Source organism: Pseudomonas sp. G5001 (assembly GCF_013385475.1).
GTDB lineage: Bacteria > Pseudomonadota > Gammaproteobacteria > Pseudomonadales > Pseudomonadaceae > Aquipseudomonas.
In genome coordinates this window covers 60970-79174 of record NZ_JACAPZ010000007.1, presented here as the reverse complement: position 1 = coordinate 79174, position 18205 = coordinate 60970, and the positions used below count along the sequence as shown (strand labels likewise).

Here is an 18205-nt window from a genome sequence, read left to right as displayed (position 1 = left end):
ACACAACCCTGTGGGAGCGGGCTTGCCCGCGATGGTCGTCAACGATAACGCGAGACGCCTGACACTTCTCGGCGCCCTCAGGTTCTTCGCGAGCAAGCTCGCTCCCACAAGGACCGCGCTAATCCTGTTGTTAAGCATTCCAGGCCTGGCCCATGCTTTCGACCTGCAACAACTCAGCGATCAGCTTGCAAAACCGTCGGTGATCCACGGCAACTTCACCCAGGAAAAACACCTGCGCGCCCTGCCGCAACCGCTGGTCAGCAAGGGCACGTTTGTCCTGGCCAAGGATCACGGCCTGCTGTGGCTGCTGAAAACCCCGCTGCAACAGGACTACCGCATCAGCGCCAACGGCATCGCCCGGCGTGACGCCAACGGCTGGCAATTGCTGCCGAACAAGAGCGCCGGCGCCGAGCAGAACCGTTTGTTCCTCGCCGTGTTACAGGGCGACAGCAGTGGCTTGCAGCGTGACTTCGAGCTTCAACTGCAAGGCGAAGCCCAGCAGTGGAAACTCACGTTGATCCCGCGCTCGCTGCTGCTCAAGCAGGTGTTCACCCAAATCAATATCGACGGCGGCGAACTGGTGCAGAAGATCGAGCTGCTGGAAACCCAGGGCGACAGCACCGTACTGCGCATGCAGGACAGCACCAGCAGCCAGCCCTTGAGCGACGCGGAGCAACACGACTTTGCCGAGTGAACGCTGGTTGCCGCGCCTGTTCCTGATCCTGCTGGTGGCCGTGTTGGCCCTGGCGGGCTGGCAATGGCGCCATGGCGCACCGCTGTCGGCGAACCTGATGGAACTGGTGCCCGGCACCGCGCCGGATGCGCTGGAGCTGCGGGCCGAACAGCGCATGCAGGAACCGCTGAACCGCGAAATGCTGGTGCTGGTGGGGCATGCCGACCGGCAAAAAGCCGTGGCCATGGCGACGCAATTGGGCGAAGCCTGGCAAGCCAGCGGCCTGTTTGAAAAGGTCCAGTGGAACCTCCAAGCCGACCTGCCAGCCCTGCGTCAGCAGTTGCTGCAAGGCCGGCTGGCGATGCTCTCGGCCAAGGATCGCGAGCAACTGATCGACGAGCCCCAGGCGTTTATTCAGCAGCGGGTTCAGGCGCTGTTCGACCCGTTCACCGGCTTCAGCCTGGTGCCGAGCCAGGACGATTGGCTGGGCCTCACCGGGCGCATCCAGAACAGCCAGCCGCAACACGGTTCGGTGCAGCTGGATATCGGCAGCGGCGCGCTGATCGCCGATGCCGACGGCAAAAGCTGGGTACTGCTGCGGGCCCGCACCACCGGCAATGCCTTCGACATGAAACTGCCGCTGCAAGTGGCTGACCTGCTCAAGGCCAGCCGCGAGCAGGCCGACCAGCAAGGCGCGCAATTGCTCGCCGCCAGCGGCCTGCTGTATGCAGCCAATGGTCAGCAGCAGGCCACCCGGGAAATCACCTGGGTCGGCGGCGGCGCGACGGTAGGCATCCTGTTATTGCTGCTGCTTGCGTTCCGCCGCTGGCGGGTGTTGCTGGCGTTCGTGCCGGTGCTGGTGGGCATGCTGTTTGGTGCGGTGGCCTGTGTGGCGCTGTTCGGGCATATGCATGTGATCACGCTGGTGCTGGGCTCGAGCCTGATCGGCGTGGCGGTGGATTACCCGCTGCATTACCTGTCCAAGAGCTGGAGCATGAGCCCTTGGCGCAGTTGGCCGGCCTTGCGCCTGACCTTGCCGGGCCTGAGCCTGAGCCTGGCCACCAGTTGCATCGGTTACCTGGCCCTGGCGTGGACGCCGTTCCCGGCGCTGACGCAAATCGCGGTGTTCTCCGCTGCCGGTCTGGTGGGCGCTTACCTGTCGGCCGTGTGCCTGTTGCCGGCCTTGCTCAAAGGCGTCGAGCTGCGCCCGGCGCAATGGCCGCTGCGCATTGCCGAGTTCCTGCTGAGCGTGCGCGAGTCGCTGCTCAAGCGCCTGCCAGGCCCGGTGTTGTTGATACTGGTGTTGGTGTTTTGCGCCGGTGGGCTGTGGCACCTGAACAGCAAAAACGATATCCGCCAGTGGATCGGTGCGCCGCCGCAGTTGCTGCAGGAAGCCCAGGCCGTTGCGCGGATTACCGGGTTCCAGCCCACCAGCCAGTTCTTTCTGGTACGGGCGGACAATCAACCGCAATTGCTGGAGCGCCAGGCCGCGCTGAGCCAGCGCCTGGATCAGTTGGTGAACATGGACAAGCTCCAGGGTTACCTGGCGCTCAACCAGTTGGTCAGCGCGCCGGCGGAGCAACAGCAACTGCGCGAGGCCCTGAACCAACTGCCGCAGTACTGGCAGCCATTGCTGGACCTCGGCGTACCGGCCGCCGCCCTGCAAGCCGAGCTGGCCCAGTTGCAGGCCTTGCCCACCGAAGACATCGACGCAGCACTGGTCGGCCCGCTGGCCGAGCCGTGGCGCACGCTGTGGCTGGGGAATGTCGACGGTGGCGTGGCGGCGATGGTGAGCCTGCAAGGGTTGAACAACCCGGCCTTGCTGCGGGTGCAGGCCCTGGATCTGCCCGGCGTGCAGTTGGTGGACCGCCTGGGCGACTTGAACCAGGTGTTTGCCGCGACGCAAATCAGCGCTGCCGAATTGAAATTGATGTCCTGCGTGTTGATCGTACTGCTGCTGATCCTGCCGTTCGGCTTCGGCGGCGCCTTGCGCATCGTCGCCCTGCCGTTGCTGGCGGCGCTGTGCAGCCTGGCCAGCCTGGGTTGGCTGGGGCAGCCGCTGACGTTTTTCAGCCTGTTCGGCCTGCTGCTGGTGACCGCCATCAGCGTCGACTACGCGATCCTGATGCGTGAACAAATTGGCGGCGCCGCCGTGAGCCTGTTGGGCACACTGTTGGCGGCCGTGACTACTTGGCTATCGTTCGGCCTGCTGGCCATTTCCAGCACGCCGGCGGTGAGTAATTTTGGGCTATCGGTAAGCCTGGGGCTGGCGTTCAGCTTCATGCTGGCACCGTGGGCCGCCCCGTCCGGGACAAGGAAGAAACGATGAGCAGCCAATACCTCAGCAAGAACTACGTCGAAGAAACCAAATTCGGCTTCTGGTTCCTGCGCAGCCACACCTGGCAGCACCATGTGCTGCGCGTGGCCATTAACGACCTGCGCAGCCTGTTCAGCGAACCGCTGCCGGTTGCTCCGGTGCTACTGGACGCCGGCTGCGGCCAGGGCAAGTCGTTCCAGTATTTGCAGCAAGTGTTCGCCCCCGAGCGCCTGATCGGCCTGGATGCTGACCCACACAGCCTCGACCTGAGCCGCGCCGAAGCCGCGCGCCAGGGCATCGCCATCGAGTTGATCGGCAGCGATTGCGCGACCCTCGACGTGGCCGACGCCAGTGTCGACGTGCTGTTCTGTCACCAGACCTTCCATCATCTGGTGGAACAACATCGCGCCCTGAAAGAGTTCTATCGGGTGCTCAAGCCGGGCGGCTACCTGCTGTTTGCCGAATCCACCGAGGCCTATATCGACACTTGGGTAATCCGCTGGCTGTTTCGTCACCCGATGCATGTGCAGAAAAGCGCCGAGGAGTACCTTGAAATGATTCGCGAGCAGGGCTTTGAGTTCGGCCCGCAGAACGTCTCGTATCCGTACCTGTGGTGGAGCCGCGCCACCGACTTCGGCCTGCTTGAACGCTGGGGCCTGCGCCAGCCAAAACCGGCCGGCCAGCGCGAAGAAACCCTGGTCAACGTGGTCGCCCGCAAACCTCTGGCGAGCGCTGAAACATGATCCGAATGCTGTTGATCGGCTGTCTGTTGCTGCTGGGCGCGTGCGCCAGCCAGCCGCCGTTGCCGTCGAAAAACCCGGTACTGAGCCTGCCACTGCAACTGCACGTACAACGCGAACAGGATGGCCAACGCCAGGACTGGTTGCTGGTGATGCAGCGCGAAGGCGGCGGGATTCGCTGGTCGATGATGGACCCGCTGGGCATTCCCCAGGCTCGGCAGATGCTGATCAATGGCGCCTGGCAGGCCGACGGTCTGCTGCCGCCCAATCCCCAGGCGCGTGAACTGTTTGCCGCGCTGTTGTTCGCCCTGACCTCGGCGGATGAAGTTTCCAGGCTGTACCCCGGCACCCAGGAAATGGACCTGATCCGCACCCTGCCGTCCCACTGGAAGATCACCTATCACTCCTCCCTGGTGTTTCGCGTGGACGTGATCGGGCAACACCTTACCTACCACATCTCGCCGCTAGGGGCTGCCCGATGAGCGCCTACCTCAATGCCCTCGGCGTGATCTGCGCCCTGGGCCGCGACAAGCGCGAAGTCAGCCGCAGCCTGTTTGCCGGCGACTGCTCCGGCATGCGCGCCGAAAGCGGCTGGGTGCCGGAGCGTGTGTTGCCGGTGGCCGCTGTGCACGGTGAACTGGCGGCGATACCGCCCGGGCTGGAATCCCATCGCAGCCGCAATAACCAGTTGCTGCTGGAAGCCGCGTTGCAGATTGACGACGAGATCCGGCAAGCGATCCAGACGTTCGGCGCGTCGCGCATTGGCATCGTGCTCGGCACCAGCACCTCGGGCATCGATGAAGCCAGCCGTGGCATCGCCCACTATCTGCGGGAAAACCAGTTCCCCGCCGACTACGACTATCAGCAACAGGCGCTTGGCGCCCCGGCCGATTTCCTCGCCGACTGGCTGCAACTGAGCGGCCCGGCCTACGTGATTTCCACCGCCTGCACCTCCAGCGCACGAGCGCTGATGAGTGCCCAACGCCTGTTGGACCTGGGCGTGTGCGATGCGGTGATCTGCGGTGGTGTCGACACGCTGTGCAAGCTGACCCTCAATGGTTTTTCGTCGCTGGAGGCGGTTTCGGCAGAGCGCTGCAATCCGTTTTCGCTGAACCGCAACGGCATCAATATCGGCGAAGCCGCCGTGTTGTTCCTGATGAGCAAAACCCCGGCGCCGGTCGCACTGCTGGGCAGTGGTGCCAGTTGCGACGCCCACCATATTTCCGCCCCCGAGCCTACCGGCAAGGGTGCGTTGCAAGCGATGCGCAAGGCCCTGGCCAGCGCACAACTGGCGCCCGGACAAATCGGTTACCTGAACCTGCACGGCACCGCTACCCAACATAACGATGCCATGGAAAGCCTGGCGGTCGCGGCCCTGTTCCCGGACGGCGTAGCCTGCTCCTCGACCAAACCCATGACCGGCCACACCCTGGGCGCCGCCGGCGCGCTGGAAGCGGCGTTCTGCTGGCTGAGCCTGGCAGAAGGCGTAGTGCCGCCGCATGTCTGGGATGGCCAGACGGACCCCGACCTGCCCGTACTGAAGTGGGCGTCGCCCGGCGACGCCTTGGAAAAACGCTGCCTGATGAGCAACTCGTTTGCCTTCGGCGGCAACAACGTCAGCCTGATTATCGGAGACGCCCCATGACTGATTGGCCGCTCGCCGAACTGCTGCCCCACGCCGGTGACATGATCCTGATCGATCAGGTCCTGAGCTTTGATGAAGAACAGATCCAGACCCGCCTGACGGTCAAGCCCGGCGGTCTTTTCAACCGCGCCGACGGCAGCCTGCCTGCGTGGGTCGGCGTTGAGTTGATGGCGCAAAGCGTCGCGGCCTACGCCGGTTGCCGTGCGCGCCAGAAAGGTGAAGCCGTGGAGTTGGGCTTCCTGCTGGGCACGCGCAAGTTTGAGTGCAACGTCGAGCACTTTCCCGCCGGCACCGAGCTGACCATCCACGGCCTGCGCTCCCTGGAAGACGACAACGGCATGGGTGTGTTCGAATGCCACCTCACCGGTCACGGCATCCAGGCCAGCGCGCGCTTGAACGTATTTCGACCGCCCCAGGCGGCCAACTATTTAGATGAATCGAAGGACACCACGCCATGACTGAATCCGTATTGGTGACCGGCTCCAGCCGTGGCATCGGCCGCGCTATCGCTGTGCGCCTGGCCCAGGCCGGGCACGACATCGTGCTGCATTGCCGCAGCGGGCGTGCCGAGGCGGATGCGGTGCAGGTCGAAATCGAAGCGCTGGGGCGCAAGGCCCGGGTGTTGCAATTCGATGTGGCGGACCGCGCCAGCTGCAAGGAGATCCTTGAAGCCGACGTGGAAGCCCATGGCGCGTATTACGGCGTGGTGCTCAATGCGGGCCTGACGCGCGACGGCGCGTTTCCAGCGCTGTCGGAAGACGATTGGGACGTGGTGATGCGCACCAACCTCGACGGTTTCTACAACGTGCTGCACCCGGTGATGATGCCGATGATTCGTCGTCGCGCCGCCGGGCGGATCGTGTGCATCACCTCGGTATCCGGGCTGATCGGCAACCGCGGCCAGGTCAACTACAGCGCGTCCAAGGCCGGCCTGATCGGCGCCGCCAAGGCCCTGGCCATCGAGCTGGGCAAGCGCAAGATCACCGTCAACTGCGTGGCCCCCGGGCTGATCGACACCGCGATGCTCGATGAAAACGTACCGGTGGAAGAGCTGATGAAAATGATCCCCGCCCAGCGCATGGGCACTCCGGAAGAAGTCGCCGGGGCGGTGAATTTCCTGATGTCGGCAGAAGCCGGCTACATCACCCGCCAAGTGCTGGCCGTGAATGGAGGCCTGTGCTGATGAAACGCGTGGTGGTCACCGGCATGGCCGGCGTTACGTCCCTGGGCAGCGATTGGGCAACCATCGCCGCCAACTTCCGCGCCAACCGCAGCGGCATCCGGCGCATGGACGAGTGGGACCGTTTCACCGAACTGAACACCCGGCTGGCCGGGCCGATCGATGATTTCGTGGTACCCGCCCACTGGACCCGCAAGCAACTGCGCAGCATGGGCCGGGTTTCCCGGCTGGCGGTATGGGCGGCGGAGCAGGCGCTCAAAGACGCCGGCTTGCTGGGCGACGATTCGATCAAGGACGGGCGCATGGGCGTGGCCTGTGGCTCGTCCACCGGCAGCACCGACGAGATCAAGGCCTTCGGCAATATGCTGCTGAACTCGGTGGCCGAGGGGCTGAACGCCAACTCCTACGTGCGGATGATGCCCCACACCACGGCGGCGAATATCAGCATTTTCTTCGGCCTCACCGGCCGGCTGATCCCCACGTCCAGCGCGTGCACCAGCGGCAGCCAGGGCATCGGCTACGCCTATGAAGCCATCAAGTTCGGCCGCCTGCCGCTGATGTTGGCAGGTGGCGCCGAAGAGCTGTGCCCTACCGAAGCCATGGTGTTCGATGCGCTGTACGCCACCAGCCTGAAAAATGATGCACCACAAACCAGCCCACGTCCCTACGACAGTGGGCGCGACGGCCTGGTGATCGGCGAAGGCGGCGGCATCCTGGTACTCGAAGAGCTGGAACATGCACTGGCCCGTGGCGCGCATATCCACGCCGAAATCGTCGGCTTCGGCAGCAACGCCGACGGCCAGCACACCACCCGCCCGGAACAGGCCACCATGCGCCGCGCCATGGAACTGGCACTGGAAGATGCGGGGCTTGCGCCCGACGCCATCGGCTATGTGAACGGCCATGGCACCGCCACCGACCAGGGCGACATCGCCGAAACCCTGGCCACCAGCAGCCTGTTCGGCAGCCGCATGCCCATCAGTTCGCAGAAGAGTTTCCTTGGGCATACCCTGGGCGCATGCGGCGCGCTGGAGTCGTGGTTCAGCATCGAGATGATGAACCGCAACCAATACGTGCACACCTTCAACCTCGACGAAGTCGACCCGCGCTGCGGCGAGCTGGACTACCTGCAAGGTGAGTTCCGCGAGCTGCACAGCGACTACGTGATGAACAACAATTTTGCCTTTGGCGGCGTCAACACTTCGCTGATCTTCCGCCGCTGGGTCTAAGTTTTTTACTGACTGGAGAAATGGAATGTCTTCCCTGCTACGCGCAACACTGGTCGCTTTGGCCCTGCTCACCACCGCTGGCTGCACCAACAAACCGGTGCTCAACACCCAGCATGACTTGCCGGCGAACCCGCAGGTCAACGAAGAAAAAATGAAGCAAACCATTATCGCGGCCTTGAGCAAACGCCAATGGGTGGTGCAGCGCCTGAGCCCGCAACTGGTGCAGGCCGAGATCAACGTGCGCAACCAGTTCCACGCTGAAATCGACATCCGCTACACCGCCACCAGCTACGCCATCACCTACCGCGACAGCCGCGACCTGGGCTACAAGGACGGCAAGATTCACCGCAACTACAACCGCTGGGTGAGCATGCTGGACCGTGACATCCTGGCGGCGTTGCGCACCAATGGTGTGAGTGACACGGCGCAGTTGCTCCAGCAGACCGGGACGTCGAAGCAGAACTGAAACACCCGCTTCCCTGTGGCGAGGGAGCTTGCTCCCGTTGGGGCGCGAAGCGCCCCTGAAACCTGCGATTGAAGGTTGCCTGGTAAAACTCAGTCGTCGGGTTTTGGGGCTGCTGCGCAGCCCAGCGGGAGCAAGCTCCCTCGCCACAGGTTATACGTCGGTCATACCAATGCCTTGCGGGTCAGCAGCTCGACAAACGCCTTGGCCATCGGCGTCTGCTGGCCTTTGCGCTGCACCAGCCACACCGCCGTCACCGCCTCCTGATCCAGCAACGTGCGATACACCACGCCATCAATGCGGATCCGCTGATACGACGCCGGCAACACCGAGACACCCAACCCCGCCGCCACCAGGCCGATGATGGTCATCGCCTCCCCGGCCTCCTGCGCGAAGTGCGGGCTGAAGCCGGCATCACGCGCCAGGCTCATCAATTGGGCATACAGGCCGCTGCCGTAAGTCCGCGGGAAAAACACAAACGGCTCTTCGGCCAATTGCGCCAGGTGCAAACCACGCTCACTGCCCTCCACCAGCGGATGCCCGGCGTTCAGCACGGCCACCAAGGGCTCGCGCATCAGTTCCACGACGCTCAAGGAATCGGGCAACGGCAACGGTCGCATCAACCCCACCTGAATCGACTCATCCACCAGCGACTCAGCCACTTCCGTGCTGCTCATCTCCTGCAGATTCAAATGCACCGCCGGGAATGCCTGGCGAAACGCGAAGATCGCCTGTGGGATGCTGGAGTTGAACGGCGCAGAAGAGGTGAAGCCAATCTTCAACTCCCCCAGTTCCCCCAGCTGCGCCCGACGCGCCACGTCCGCCGCTTTATCCACCTGCGCCAGCACCAACCGCGCCTCTTGCAGGAACAACCTGCCGGCCTCGCTCAGCTCGACCCGACGATTGGTACGCTCAAACAACCGCGCACCTATCTCCTGCTCCAGCGCCTGGATCTGCTGGCTCAGGGGCGGCTGGGAGATCCCCAGCACCTGCGCGGCGCGGCCAAAATGCAGCTCTTCAGCCACGGCGATGAAGTAACGCAGGTGGCGCAGTTCCATGAAAACCTCATTAGGTCGTAAAAGCTCTTAAACAGGTCGAACAATATATTGGAAAGAATCAATAGGGAGCTATATTCTTTTTTGCATTGCCAGCCCTGGCAGCCTTTCCTCCCCGAGGTCCCGCGTGAAATCTGCTGTCGCTCCGCTTGCTCAAGAAGTACCGCCCACCGCCCTCGATGAAGTGGTGGCACAGCTCAACGAGCAGTACATCGAAAAAGGCACCCCGATGTTCATGCGCACGGTGCTGGCGCTGTTCTCCGGCGGTTTCGCCACTTTCGCCCTGCTCTACTGCGTACAGCCGATGATGCCGGCGCTGTCCCACGAATTTTCCATCAATGCCGCGCAAAGCAGCCTGATTCTCTCGGTGGCCACCGGCATGCTCGCCATTGGCCTGCTGATCACCGGGCCGATTTCCGACACCCTGGGGCGCAAGCCGGTGATGGTTGCCGCGCTGTTCTGCGCCGCACTGTGCACCATCGCCAGCGGCTTGATGCCAAGCTGGGAAGGCATCCTGCTGATGCGCGCACTGGTGGGCCTGTCCCTCAGCGGCCTTGCAGCGGTGGCCATGACCTACCTGAGTGAAGAGATCCACCCGCAACACATCGGCCTGGCCATGGGTTTGTACATCGGTGGTAACGCCATTGGCGGCATGAGCGGGCGCTTGATCATCGGTGTGCTGATCGACTTCGTCAGTTGGCACACGGCGATGCTGATCATTGGCGCCCTGGCGCTGATCGCAGCCACGGTGTTCTGGAAGATCCTCCCCGAGTCGCGCAACTTCCGCGCCAGCACCCTGCACCCGCGCAGCCTGGTGGACGGCTTCACCATGCACTTCAAGGACGCCGGCCTGCCGTGGCTGTTCCTCGAGGCCTTCGTGCTGATGGGCGCCTTTGTGACGATGTTCAACTACATCGGCTACCGCTTGCTGGCGGACCCGTACGATTTGAGCCAGGCCGTGGTAGGCCTGCTGTCGCTGGTCTACCTCTCGGGTATCTACAGCTCGGCGAAAATCGGCTCCCTGGCCGACCGCCTGGGCCGTCGCCGTGTGCTCTGGGGCACCATCGTGCTGATGCTCGGCGGTATCGCCCTGACGCTGTTTACCCCGCTGTGGCTGGTAGTGCCCGGCATGCTGATCTTCACCTTCGGCTTCTTCGGCGCCCACTCAGTGGCCAGCAGCTGGATCGGCCGCCGCGCGCTGAAAGCCAAGGGCCAGGCGTCGTCGCTGTACCTGTTCAGTTACTACGTGGGGTCGAGTATTGCGGGGACGGCGGGCGGGTTTTTCTGGCACTACGCCGGGTGGAACGGGATTGGCGGGTTTATCGTCGCGCTGTTGATCGTCGCGTTGCTGGTGGCGTTGAAGCTGGCGAAGTTACCGCCGTTGCAGGAAGCCAAGGCTTAATCACCGCTCACAAAAAAGCCCGGCATCTGCCGGGCTTTTTCATTGCCGCGCGATCACTCGTGATACTGCGCCGACAACTCGTGCACCGCCCGCAGGAACGCGCCTGCGTGCTCCGGATCAACTTCCGGAGTAATGCCGTGGCCAAGGTTGAACACGTGACCACTGCCTTTGCCGTAGCTGGCGAGGATGCGGCCGACTTCAGCGCGGATCGCTTCCGGCTTGGCGTACAGCACGGTCGGGTCCATGTTGCCTTGCAGCGCAACCTTGTTGCCCACGCGGCGACGGGCTTCGCCGAGGTCGCAGGTCCAGTCCAGGCCCAGCGCGTCGGCGCCGGCGCCGGCGTCGGCGATGCTTTCCAGCCACAGGCCGCCGCCCTTGGTGAACATGATCACCGGCACTTTGCGGCCTTCGTGTTCGCGGATCAAGCCGCTGACGATCTTGCGCATGTAGGCCAGGGAGAACTCCTGGTACGCCGCCGCCGACAGGTTGCCACCCCAGGTGTCGAAGATCTGCACCGCCTGGGCGCCGGCCATGATCTGGCCGTTGAGGTAGGAGGTGACCGACTGCGCCAGCTTGTCCAGCAGCAGGTGCATGGCTTGCGGGTTGTCGTAGAGCATGGCCTTGGTCTTGCGGAAGTCTTTCGACGAGCCGCCTTCGACCATGTAGGTGGCCAGGGTCCACGGGCTGCCGGAGAAGCCGATCAGCGGCACGCGGCCGTTCAGCTCGCGGCGGATGGTGCTGACCGCATCCATGACGTAGCCAAGGTCCTTGTGGGGATCGGGGATCGGCAGGGCTTCGATATCGGCCAGGGTGCTGACGACTTTCTTGAAACGCGGGCCTTCGCCGGTTTCGAAGTACAGGCCCTGGCCCATGGCGTCAGGGATGGTCAGGATATCGGAGAACAGGATGGCCGCATCCAGCTGTGGATAGCGGTCCAGCGGTTGCATGGTGACTTCGCAGGCGAACTCCGGGTTCATGCACAGGCTCATGAAGTCGCCGGCGTGGGCGCGACTGGCGCGGTATTCCGGCAGGTAGCGACCGGCCTGGCGCATCATCCACACAGGGGTGACGTCCACGGGTTGCTTGAGCAGGGCACGAAGGAAACGGTCGTTCTTGAGGGCAGTCATGTCGGCATCCGCAAAAAAAGTGCGGGCATTTTCTCAGAGCGCGACGCAAAAGGCACGGCAAGAGCCGTGCCTTTTGTCTATCGGGTCAATTTGTCGCGGATATGAAAGCGCCACAAAACAAATGTGGGAGCGGGCTTGCTCGCGAAAGCGGTGGGTCAGCTAACACATCTGGTGACTGATATACCGCATTCGCGAGCAAGCCCGCTCCCACATTTTGATCCCATTTCAATCCGGGATCGGGGTCAGACCTGCAGGTAATCCAGGATCCCTTCGGCGGCGTTGCGGCCTTCGAAGATGGCCGTCACTACCAGGTCAGACCCGCGCACCATGTCGCCACCGGCGAAGATTTTCGGGTTGCTGGTCTGGTGTTTGTACTGGCCTTGTTCCGGGGCTACAACGCGGCCCTGGCTGTCGGTCTGGATTTCGAACTGCTCGAACCAAGGCGCCGGGCTTGGGCGGAAACCGAAGGCGATGACCACGGCGTCTGCCGGGATGATCTCTTCGGAACCCGGGATCGGCTCGGGGCTGCGACGGCCACGGGCGTCCGGTTCGCCGAGACGGGTCTCGACCACTTTCACGCCTTCGACACGGTCTTCACCGACGATAGCGATCGGCTGGCGGTTGTAGAGGAATTTCACGCCTTCTTCCTTGGCGTTCTTCACCTCTTTGCGCGAACCCGGCATGTTGGCTTCGTCACGACGGTAGGCACAGGTCACCGACTTGGCGCCCTGGCGAATCGAAGTGCGGTTGCAGTCCATCGCGGTATCACCACCGCCCAGCACCACGACCTTCTTGCCTTTCATGTCGACGAAATCTTCCGGCGACTTTTCAAAGCCCAGGTTGCGGTTGACGTTGGCGATCAGGAAGTCCAGAGCGTCGTACACGCCCGGCAGGTCCTCACCGGCAAAGCCGCCCTTCATGTAGGTGTAGGTGCCCATGCCCATGAACACGGCATCGTATTCTTCGAGCAGTTGCTCCATGGTCACGTCCTTGCCGATTTCGGTATTGAGGCGGAACTCGATACCCATGCCGGTGAAGACTTCGCGACGATGGCTCAGTACGGTTTTTTCCAGCTTGAACTCGGGGATGCCGAAGGTCAGCAGTCCACCGATTTCCGGGTTCTTGTCGAACACCACCGGGGTCACGCCGCCACGCACCAGCACGTCGGCACAGCCCAGGCCCGCCGGGCCCGCGCCGATGATCGCGACGCGCTTGCCGGTCGGCTTGACCTTGGACATGTCCGGGCGCCAGCCCATGGCGAACGCGGTGTCGGTGATGTACTTCTCCACCGAACCGATGGTCACCGCGCCGAAGCCGTCGTTGAGGGTGCACGCACCCTCGCACAGACGGTCCTGCGGGCACACCCGGCCGCACACTTCCGGCAGGGTGTTGGTCTGGTGCGACAACTCGGCGGCGGCGAGGATGTTGCCCTCGGCCACCAGCTTCAGCCAGTTCGGAATGAAGTTATGCACCGGGCACTTCCATTCGCAATACGGGTTACCGCAACCCAGGCAGCGGTGGGCCTGGTCGGCCGAGTGCTGGGGTTTGAAGGGCTCGTAGATTTCCACGAACTCTTTCTTGCGTTGACGCAACAGTTTCTTCTTCGGATCTTTGCGCCCGACATCGATGAACTGGAAGTCGTTATTCAGACGTTCAGCCATGTTAAAACCTCATCAAACTCTTCAGGCGCATATCACTGCGGGTTGGCACGGATGCTGGAAAGCAACGATTTCAGGTTGGCAGCCTTGGGCTTGACCAGCCAGAAACGGCGCAGGTAGTCATCGAGGTTTTCAGCGAGGTTGCGACCCCATTCGCTGTTGGTTTCCTCGACATATTCGTCCAGCACATGCTGCAAGTGGTTGCGATAGGATTCCATCGCTTCGCCGCTGATCCGCTGGATCTCCACCAACTCGTGGTTCACCTTGTCGACGAAGGTGTTGTCCTGGTCGAGCACGTAGGCGAAACCGCCGGTCATGCCCGAACCGAAGTTGTAGCCGGTCTTGCCCAGCACCGCGACAAAACCCCCGGTCATGTACTCGCAGCAGTGATCGCCGGTGCCTTCAACCACGGTGTGGGCACCGGAGTTACGCACTGCGAAACGCTCACCGGCCGTGCCCGCGGCAAACAGCTTGCCGCCGGTTGCGCCGTACAGGCAGGTGTTGCCGATGATGGCACTGTCTTGAGTCTTGTAGACGCTGCCCACTGGCGGGACGATCACCAGCTTGCCGCCGGTCATGCCCTTGCCCACGTAGTCGTTGGCGTCGCCTTCGAGGTACATGTTCAAGCCACCGGCGTTCCATACGCCGAAGCTCTGGCCAGCGGTGCCCTTGAAGCGGAAGGTGATCGGCGCCTTGGCCATGCCCTGGTTGCCGTGCTTGCGCGCGATTTCGCCGGAGATGCGTGCGCCGATGGAACGGTCGCAGTTGCAGATATCCAGGGCGAATTCGCCGCCGCTTGCGTCGTTGATCGACGAAGTGGCCATCTCGACCATCTTCTCGGCCAGCAGGCCCTTGTCGAACGGCGGGTTGCGGTCAACCTGGCAGAACTGTGGCTTGTCGGCCGGGATGTGATCGCTGCCCAACAGCGGCGTCAGGTCCAGGTGCTGTTGCTTGGCGGTCTGGCCTTCGAGGATGTCCAGCAGGTCGGTACGGCCGATCAGCTCTTCCAGGGAACGCACGCCCAGCTTGGCCAGCCACTCACGGGTTTCCTCGGCGACGTAGGTGAAGAAATTCACCACCATGTCGACGGTCCCGATGTAGTGGTCCTTGCGCAGCTTCTCGTTCTGAGTGGCCACGCCGGTGGCGCAGTTGTTCAGGTGGCAGATGCGCAGGTATTTGCAGCCCAGGGCGATCATTGGCGCGGTGCCGAAGCCGAAGCTTTCGGCGCCGAGGATTGCAGCCTTGATCACGTCGAGGCCGGTTTTCAGGCCACCGTCGGTCTGCACCCGGACCTTGCCGCGCAGGTCGTTGCCGCGCAGGGTCTGGTGAGTCTCGGCCAGGCCCAGTTCCCACGGCGCACCGGCGTACTTGATGGAGGTCAGCGGCGAAGCGCCGGTGCCGCCGTCGTAGCCGGAGATGGTGATCAGGTCGGCATAGGCCTTGGCCACACCCGCGGCGATGGTGCCCACGCCGGCTTCTGCGACCAGTTTCACCGAGACCAGGGCCTGCGGGTTGACTTGTTTGAGGTCGAAAATCAGCTGCGACAAATCCTCGATCGAGTAGATGTCGTGGTGCGGCGGCGGTGAAATCAACGTCACGCCCGGCACTGCATAACGCAGCTTGGCGATCAGGCCGTTGACCTTGCCGCCTGGCAGTTGTCCGCCTTCACCCGGCTTGGCGCCCTGGGCAACCTTGATCTGCAGCACTTCGGCGTTGACCAGGTATTCCGGGGTCACACCAAAGCGGCCAGTGGCGACCTGCTTGATTTTCGAGCTCTTGATGGTGCCGTAGCGCGCCGGGTCTTCACCGCCTTCGCCGGAGTTGGAACGCGCACCCAGGCGGTTCATGGCTTCGGCCAGGGCTTCGTGAGCCTCGGGCGACAAGGCGCCCAGGGAAATACCGGCGGAGTCGAAACGCTTGAGGATCGATTCCAGTGGCTCGATCTCGCTGATGGCCAGCGGCGTGTCCAGGGTTTTCACCTTGAACAAATCGCGGATCATCGACACCGGGCGGTTATCCACCAGCGCGGTGTATTCCTTGAACTTGGCGTAGTCGCCTTGCTGCACGGCGGCTTGCAGGGTGTTGACCACGTCCGGGTTGTAGGCGTGGTATTCGCCACCGTGCACGAACTTCAGCAGGCCACCTTGCTGGATCGGCTTGCGCGCGCTCCAGGCTTCGGCGGCCAGGGCTTTCTGCTCGGCTTCGATGTCGACGAAACGCGCACCCTTGATGCGGCTCGGCACGCCACGGAAGCTCATCTCGCAAACTTCTTCCGACAGGCCGATGGCTTCGAACAATTGCGCGCCGCGGTAGGACGTGACGGTGGAGATGCCCATCTTCGACAGGATCTTCAGCAGGCCCTTCGTGATGCCTTTACGGTAGTTCTTGAACACCTCGTAGAGGTCGCCCAGCACTTCGCCGGTACGGATCAGGTCGCCGAGTACTTCGTAAGCCAGGAACGGATACACCGCCGAGGCGCCGAAGCCGATCAACACCGCAAAGTGATGCGGGTCGCGGGCGGTGGCGGTTTCAACCAGGATGTTGGAGTCGCAACGCAGGCCCTTTTCGGTCAGGCGATGGTGCACTGCGCCGGTGGCCAGGGAGGCGTGGATCGGCAGCTTGCCCGGGGCAATATGACGGTCGGTCAGCACGATCTGGGTACGGCCGGCGCGCACGGCTTCTTCAGCCTGATCGGCGACGTTACGCACAGCGGCTTCCAGGCCGAGGCTCTCGTCGTAGTTCAGGTCGATGATCTGCCGGTCGAAGCCCGGGCGGTCCAGGGTCATCAACGAACGCCATTTGGCCGGGGAAATGACCGGCGAGCTGAGGATCACGCGGGAAGCGTGCTCAGGCGATTCCTGGAAGATGTTGCGCTCGGCACCGAGGCACACTTCCAGGGACATCACGATGGCTTCGCGCAGCGGGTCGATCGGCGGGTTGGTCACCTGGGCGAACTGCTGGCGGAAATAGTCGTACGGCGTGCGCACGCGCTGGGACAGCACGGCCATTGGCGTGTCATCGCCCATGGAGCCGACGGCTTCGTAGCCCTGCTCGCCCAGTGGGCGCAGCACCTGGTCACGTTCTTCGAAGGTGACCTGGTACATCTTCATGTACTGCTTGAGCTGGTCGACGTCGTAGAAGGCAGAACCGTGGTCGTTGTCTTCCATGGTTGCCTGGATGCGCAGGGCATTCTTGCGCAGCCATTGCTTGTACGGATGACGGGACTTCAAGCGGTTGTCGATGGCATCGGTGTCGAGAATCTGACCGGTCTCGGTGTCCACGGCGAGGATCTGGCCCGGGCCAACACGGCCCTTGGCGATCACGTCTTCCGGCTTGTAGTTCCACACGCCGATTTCCGACGCCAGGGTGATGAAGCCGTTGGTAGTGGTCACCCAGCGCGCCGGGCGCAGGCCGTTACGGTCGAGCAGGCACACGGCGTAGCGACCGTCGGTCATTACCACGCCGGCCGGGCCGTCCCACGGTTCCATGTGCATCGAGTTGTACTCATAGAACGCCCGCAGGTCGGGGTCCATGGTCTCGACGTTCTGCCACGCTGGCGGAATGATCATGCGCACGCCACGGAACAGGTCGATGCCGCCAGTGACCATCAGTTCGAGCATGTTGTCCATGCTGGAGGAGTCGGAACCCACGCGGTTGACCAGCGGGCCGAGCTCTTCCAGGTCCATCAGGTCGTTGGCGAACTTGGTGCGACGGGCCACGGCCCAGTTGCGGTTGCCGGTGATGGTGTTGATCTCGCCGTTGTGGGCGAGGAAGCGGAATGGCTGGGCCAGCGGCCATTTCGGCAGGGTGTTGGTGGAGAAGCGCTGGTGGAACACGCAGATTGCGGTTTGCAGGCGCTCATCGCTCAGGTCTGGATAGAAGGCGGTCAAGTCCGCCGGCATCATCAGGCCTTTATAAATGATGGTCTTGTGGGAAAAGCTGCAGATGTAGTGGTCGGTGTCGGCGGCATTGGCCACGGACGAGCGACGACGAGAGGTGAACAGCTTGATCGCCATGTCCTGGTCGCTCAGGCCGTCGCCTGCGATGAACACTTGTTCGATCTGCGGCAGGCGCTCCAGGGCCAGGCGGCCGAGTACGCTGGTGTCGATCGGCACTTTGCGCCAGCCGACGAGCTGCAGGCCAGCGGCCAGGATCTCGCGGTTCATGTTCTCGCGAGCAGCTTCGGCTTTTACCGGGTCCTGGTTGAAGAACACCATGCCCACAGCGTACTGCTTGGGCAAATCGGCGCCGAAATGTTCCTTGGCGACTGCGCGCAGGAACTGGTCGGGCTTTTGAATCAGCAAGCCGCAACCGTCACCGGTCTTGCCGTCGGCGTTGATCCCACCGCGGTGGGTCATGCAGGTCAGGGCCTCGATGGCCGTTTGCAAAAGGGTATGACTGGGCTCGCCCTGCATGTGGGCTATCAGGCCGAAACCGCAGTTATCCTTGAATTCATCGGGTTGGTACAGACCTGCTTTCATAGACACTTTCTCACCAGGCTGCCTCTTATTCCGAGGCAAATTTCTTTTCAATTCAACCGGTTACCTTCCACGCCGAACGTACGCCGGCTTAGCGGGGGCAAAAGGGAGGTCATTGTACACACCGACACAGACGCTCACAAATTTAGCGACGAAATGTCGCAAATCTATGTCGCATTTATGAAAGGTTTAAAGCGATATGCTGTGCTAGTCAAAACTTTTTTAATTTTGACCGCTA

Annotated in this window: 14 protein-coding genes; 10 read left to right on the top strand and 4 right to left on the bottom strand. The window is 62.8% G+C overall.

The genetic code is table 11. The features are described from left to right. The first annotated feature begins 31 nt into the window (after positions 1-31). From HX805_RS06310 to HX805_RS06270, 9 genes are read left to right on the top strand one after another with little or no spacing between them, the layout of a single operon-like run. Positions 32-694 (top strand): outer membrane lipoprotein carrier protein LolA, encoded by a 663-nt coding sequence (locus HX805_RS06310; RefSeq protein ID WP_177020802.1) that lies wholly within the window; start codon positions 32-34, stop codon positions 692-694. After that, the gene (locus HX805_RS06305; protein WP_177116705.1) at positions 684-3002 is read left to right on the top strand and encodes an MMPL family transporter; all 2319 of its coding nucleotides are present in this window, start codon (positions 684-686) and stop codon (positions 3000-3002) included. The genes HX805_RS06310 and HX805_RS06305 overlap by 11 nt, the downstream gene beginning before the upstream one ends. Next, positions 2999-3733, top strand: a complete 735-nt coding sequence (locus tag HX805_RS06300; RefSeq protein ID WP_177080418.1) for a class I SAM-dependent methyltransferase — start codon at positions 2999-3001, stop codon at positions 3731-3733. The genes HX805_RS06305 and HX805_RS06300 overlap by 4 nt, the downstream gene beginning before the upstream one ends. Beyond that, complete coding sequence (locus HX805_RS06295) at positions 3730-4212, top strand: hypothetical protein (protein ID WP_023659350.1); 483 nt, start codon at positions 3730-3732, stop codon at positions 4210-4212. The genes HX805_RS06300 and HX805_RS06295 overlap by 4 nt, the downstream gene beginning before the upstream one ends. After that, on the top strand, positions 4209-5375 hold the full coding sequence (locus HX805_RS06290; protein ID WP_008439238.1) for a beta-ketoacyl-[acyl-carrier-protein] synthase family protein: 1167 nt from the start codon (positions 4209-4211) through the stop codon (positions 5373-5375). The genes HX805_RS06295 and HX805_RS06290 overlap by 4 nt, the downstream gene beginning before the upstream one ends. Then, the gene (locus HX805_RS06285) at positions 5372-5833 is read left to right on the top strand and encodes a hotdog family protein (protein ID WP_008439239.1); all 462 of its coding nucleotides are present in this window, start codon (positions 5372-5374) and stop codon (positions 5831-5833) included. Before HX805_RS06290 ends, HX805_RS06285 begins: the two co-directional genes overlap by 4 nt. Next, on the top strand, positions 5830-6558 hold the full coding sequence (gene fabG, locus HX805_RS06280) for a 3-oxoacyl-ACP reductase FabG (RefSeq protein ID WP_087692521.1): 729 nt from the start codon (positions 5830-5832) through the stop codon (positions 6556-6558). The genes HX805_RS06285 and fabG overlap by 4 nt, the downstream gene beginning before the upstream one ends. Further along, positions 6558-7784: a beta-ketoacyl-ACP synthase gene (locus tag HX805_RS06275; RefSeq protein ID WP_134325611.1), complete on the top strand. Its 1227-nt coding sequence runs from the start codon at positions 6558-6560 to the stop codon at positions 7782-7784. The genes fabG and HX805_RS06275 overlap by 1 nt, the downstream gene beginning before the upstream one ends. 25 nt (positions 7785-7809) lie before the next feature. Further along, positions 7810-8250 (top strand): hypothetical protein, encoded by a 441-nt coding sequence (locus HX805_RS06270; protein ID WP_177080419.1) that lies wholly within the window; start codon positions 7810-7812, stop codon positions 8248-8250. Positions 8251-8411: 161 nt separating this feature from the next. Here HX805_RS06270 and HX805_RS06265 read toward each other — a convergent pair whose 3' ends face one another. Continuing rightward, on the bottom strand, positions 8412-9305 hold the full coding sequence (locus tag HX805_RS06265) for a LysR family transcriptional regulator (protein WP_003209358.1): 894 nt from the start codon (positions 9303-9305) through the stop codon (positions 8412-8414). A 181-nt stretch (positions 9306-9486) separates the two neighbouring features. Here HX805_RS06265 and HX805_RS06260 point away from each other — a divergent pair, with 181 nt between their 5' ends. Next, a complete protein-coding gene (locus HX805_RS06260; RefSeq protein WP_371132458.1) occupies positions 9487-10704 on the top strand; it encodes an MFS transporter in 1218 nt (405 codons plus the stop codon). Between the two features lie 53 nt (positions 10705-10757). On the opposite strand, the gene hemE is transcribed toward HX805_RS06260, so the two are convergent. The 3 genes from hemE to gltB form a co-directional block, all read right to left on the bottom strand. Beyond that, entirely contained in the window at positions 10758-11831 is a 1074-nt protein-coding gene (gene hemE / locus HX805_RS06255; RefSeq protein WP_177116704.1) for a uroporphyrinogen decarboxylase, read from the bottom strand. A gap of 242 nt (positions 11832-12073) precedes the next feature. After that, positions 12074-13492 carry an FAD-dependent oxidoreductase gene (locus tag HX805_RS06250; RefSeq protein WP_003209353.1) on the bottom strand — a complete coding sequence of 473 codons (1419 nt, stop codon included), beginning with the start codon at positions 13490-13492 and terminating at the stop codon, positions 12074-12076. Between the two features lie 32 nt (positions 13493-13524). Then, positions 13525-17970 carry a glutamate synthase large subunit gene (gene gltB / locus HX805_RS06245; protein WP_003209351.1) on the bottom strand — a complete coding sequence of 1482 codons (4446 nt, stop codon included), beginning with the start codon at positions 17968-17970 and terminating at the stop codon, positions 13525-13527. Between the last annotated feature and the right edge of the window lie 235 nt (positions 17971-18205).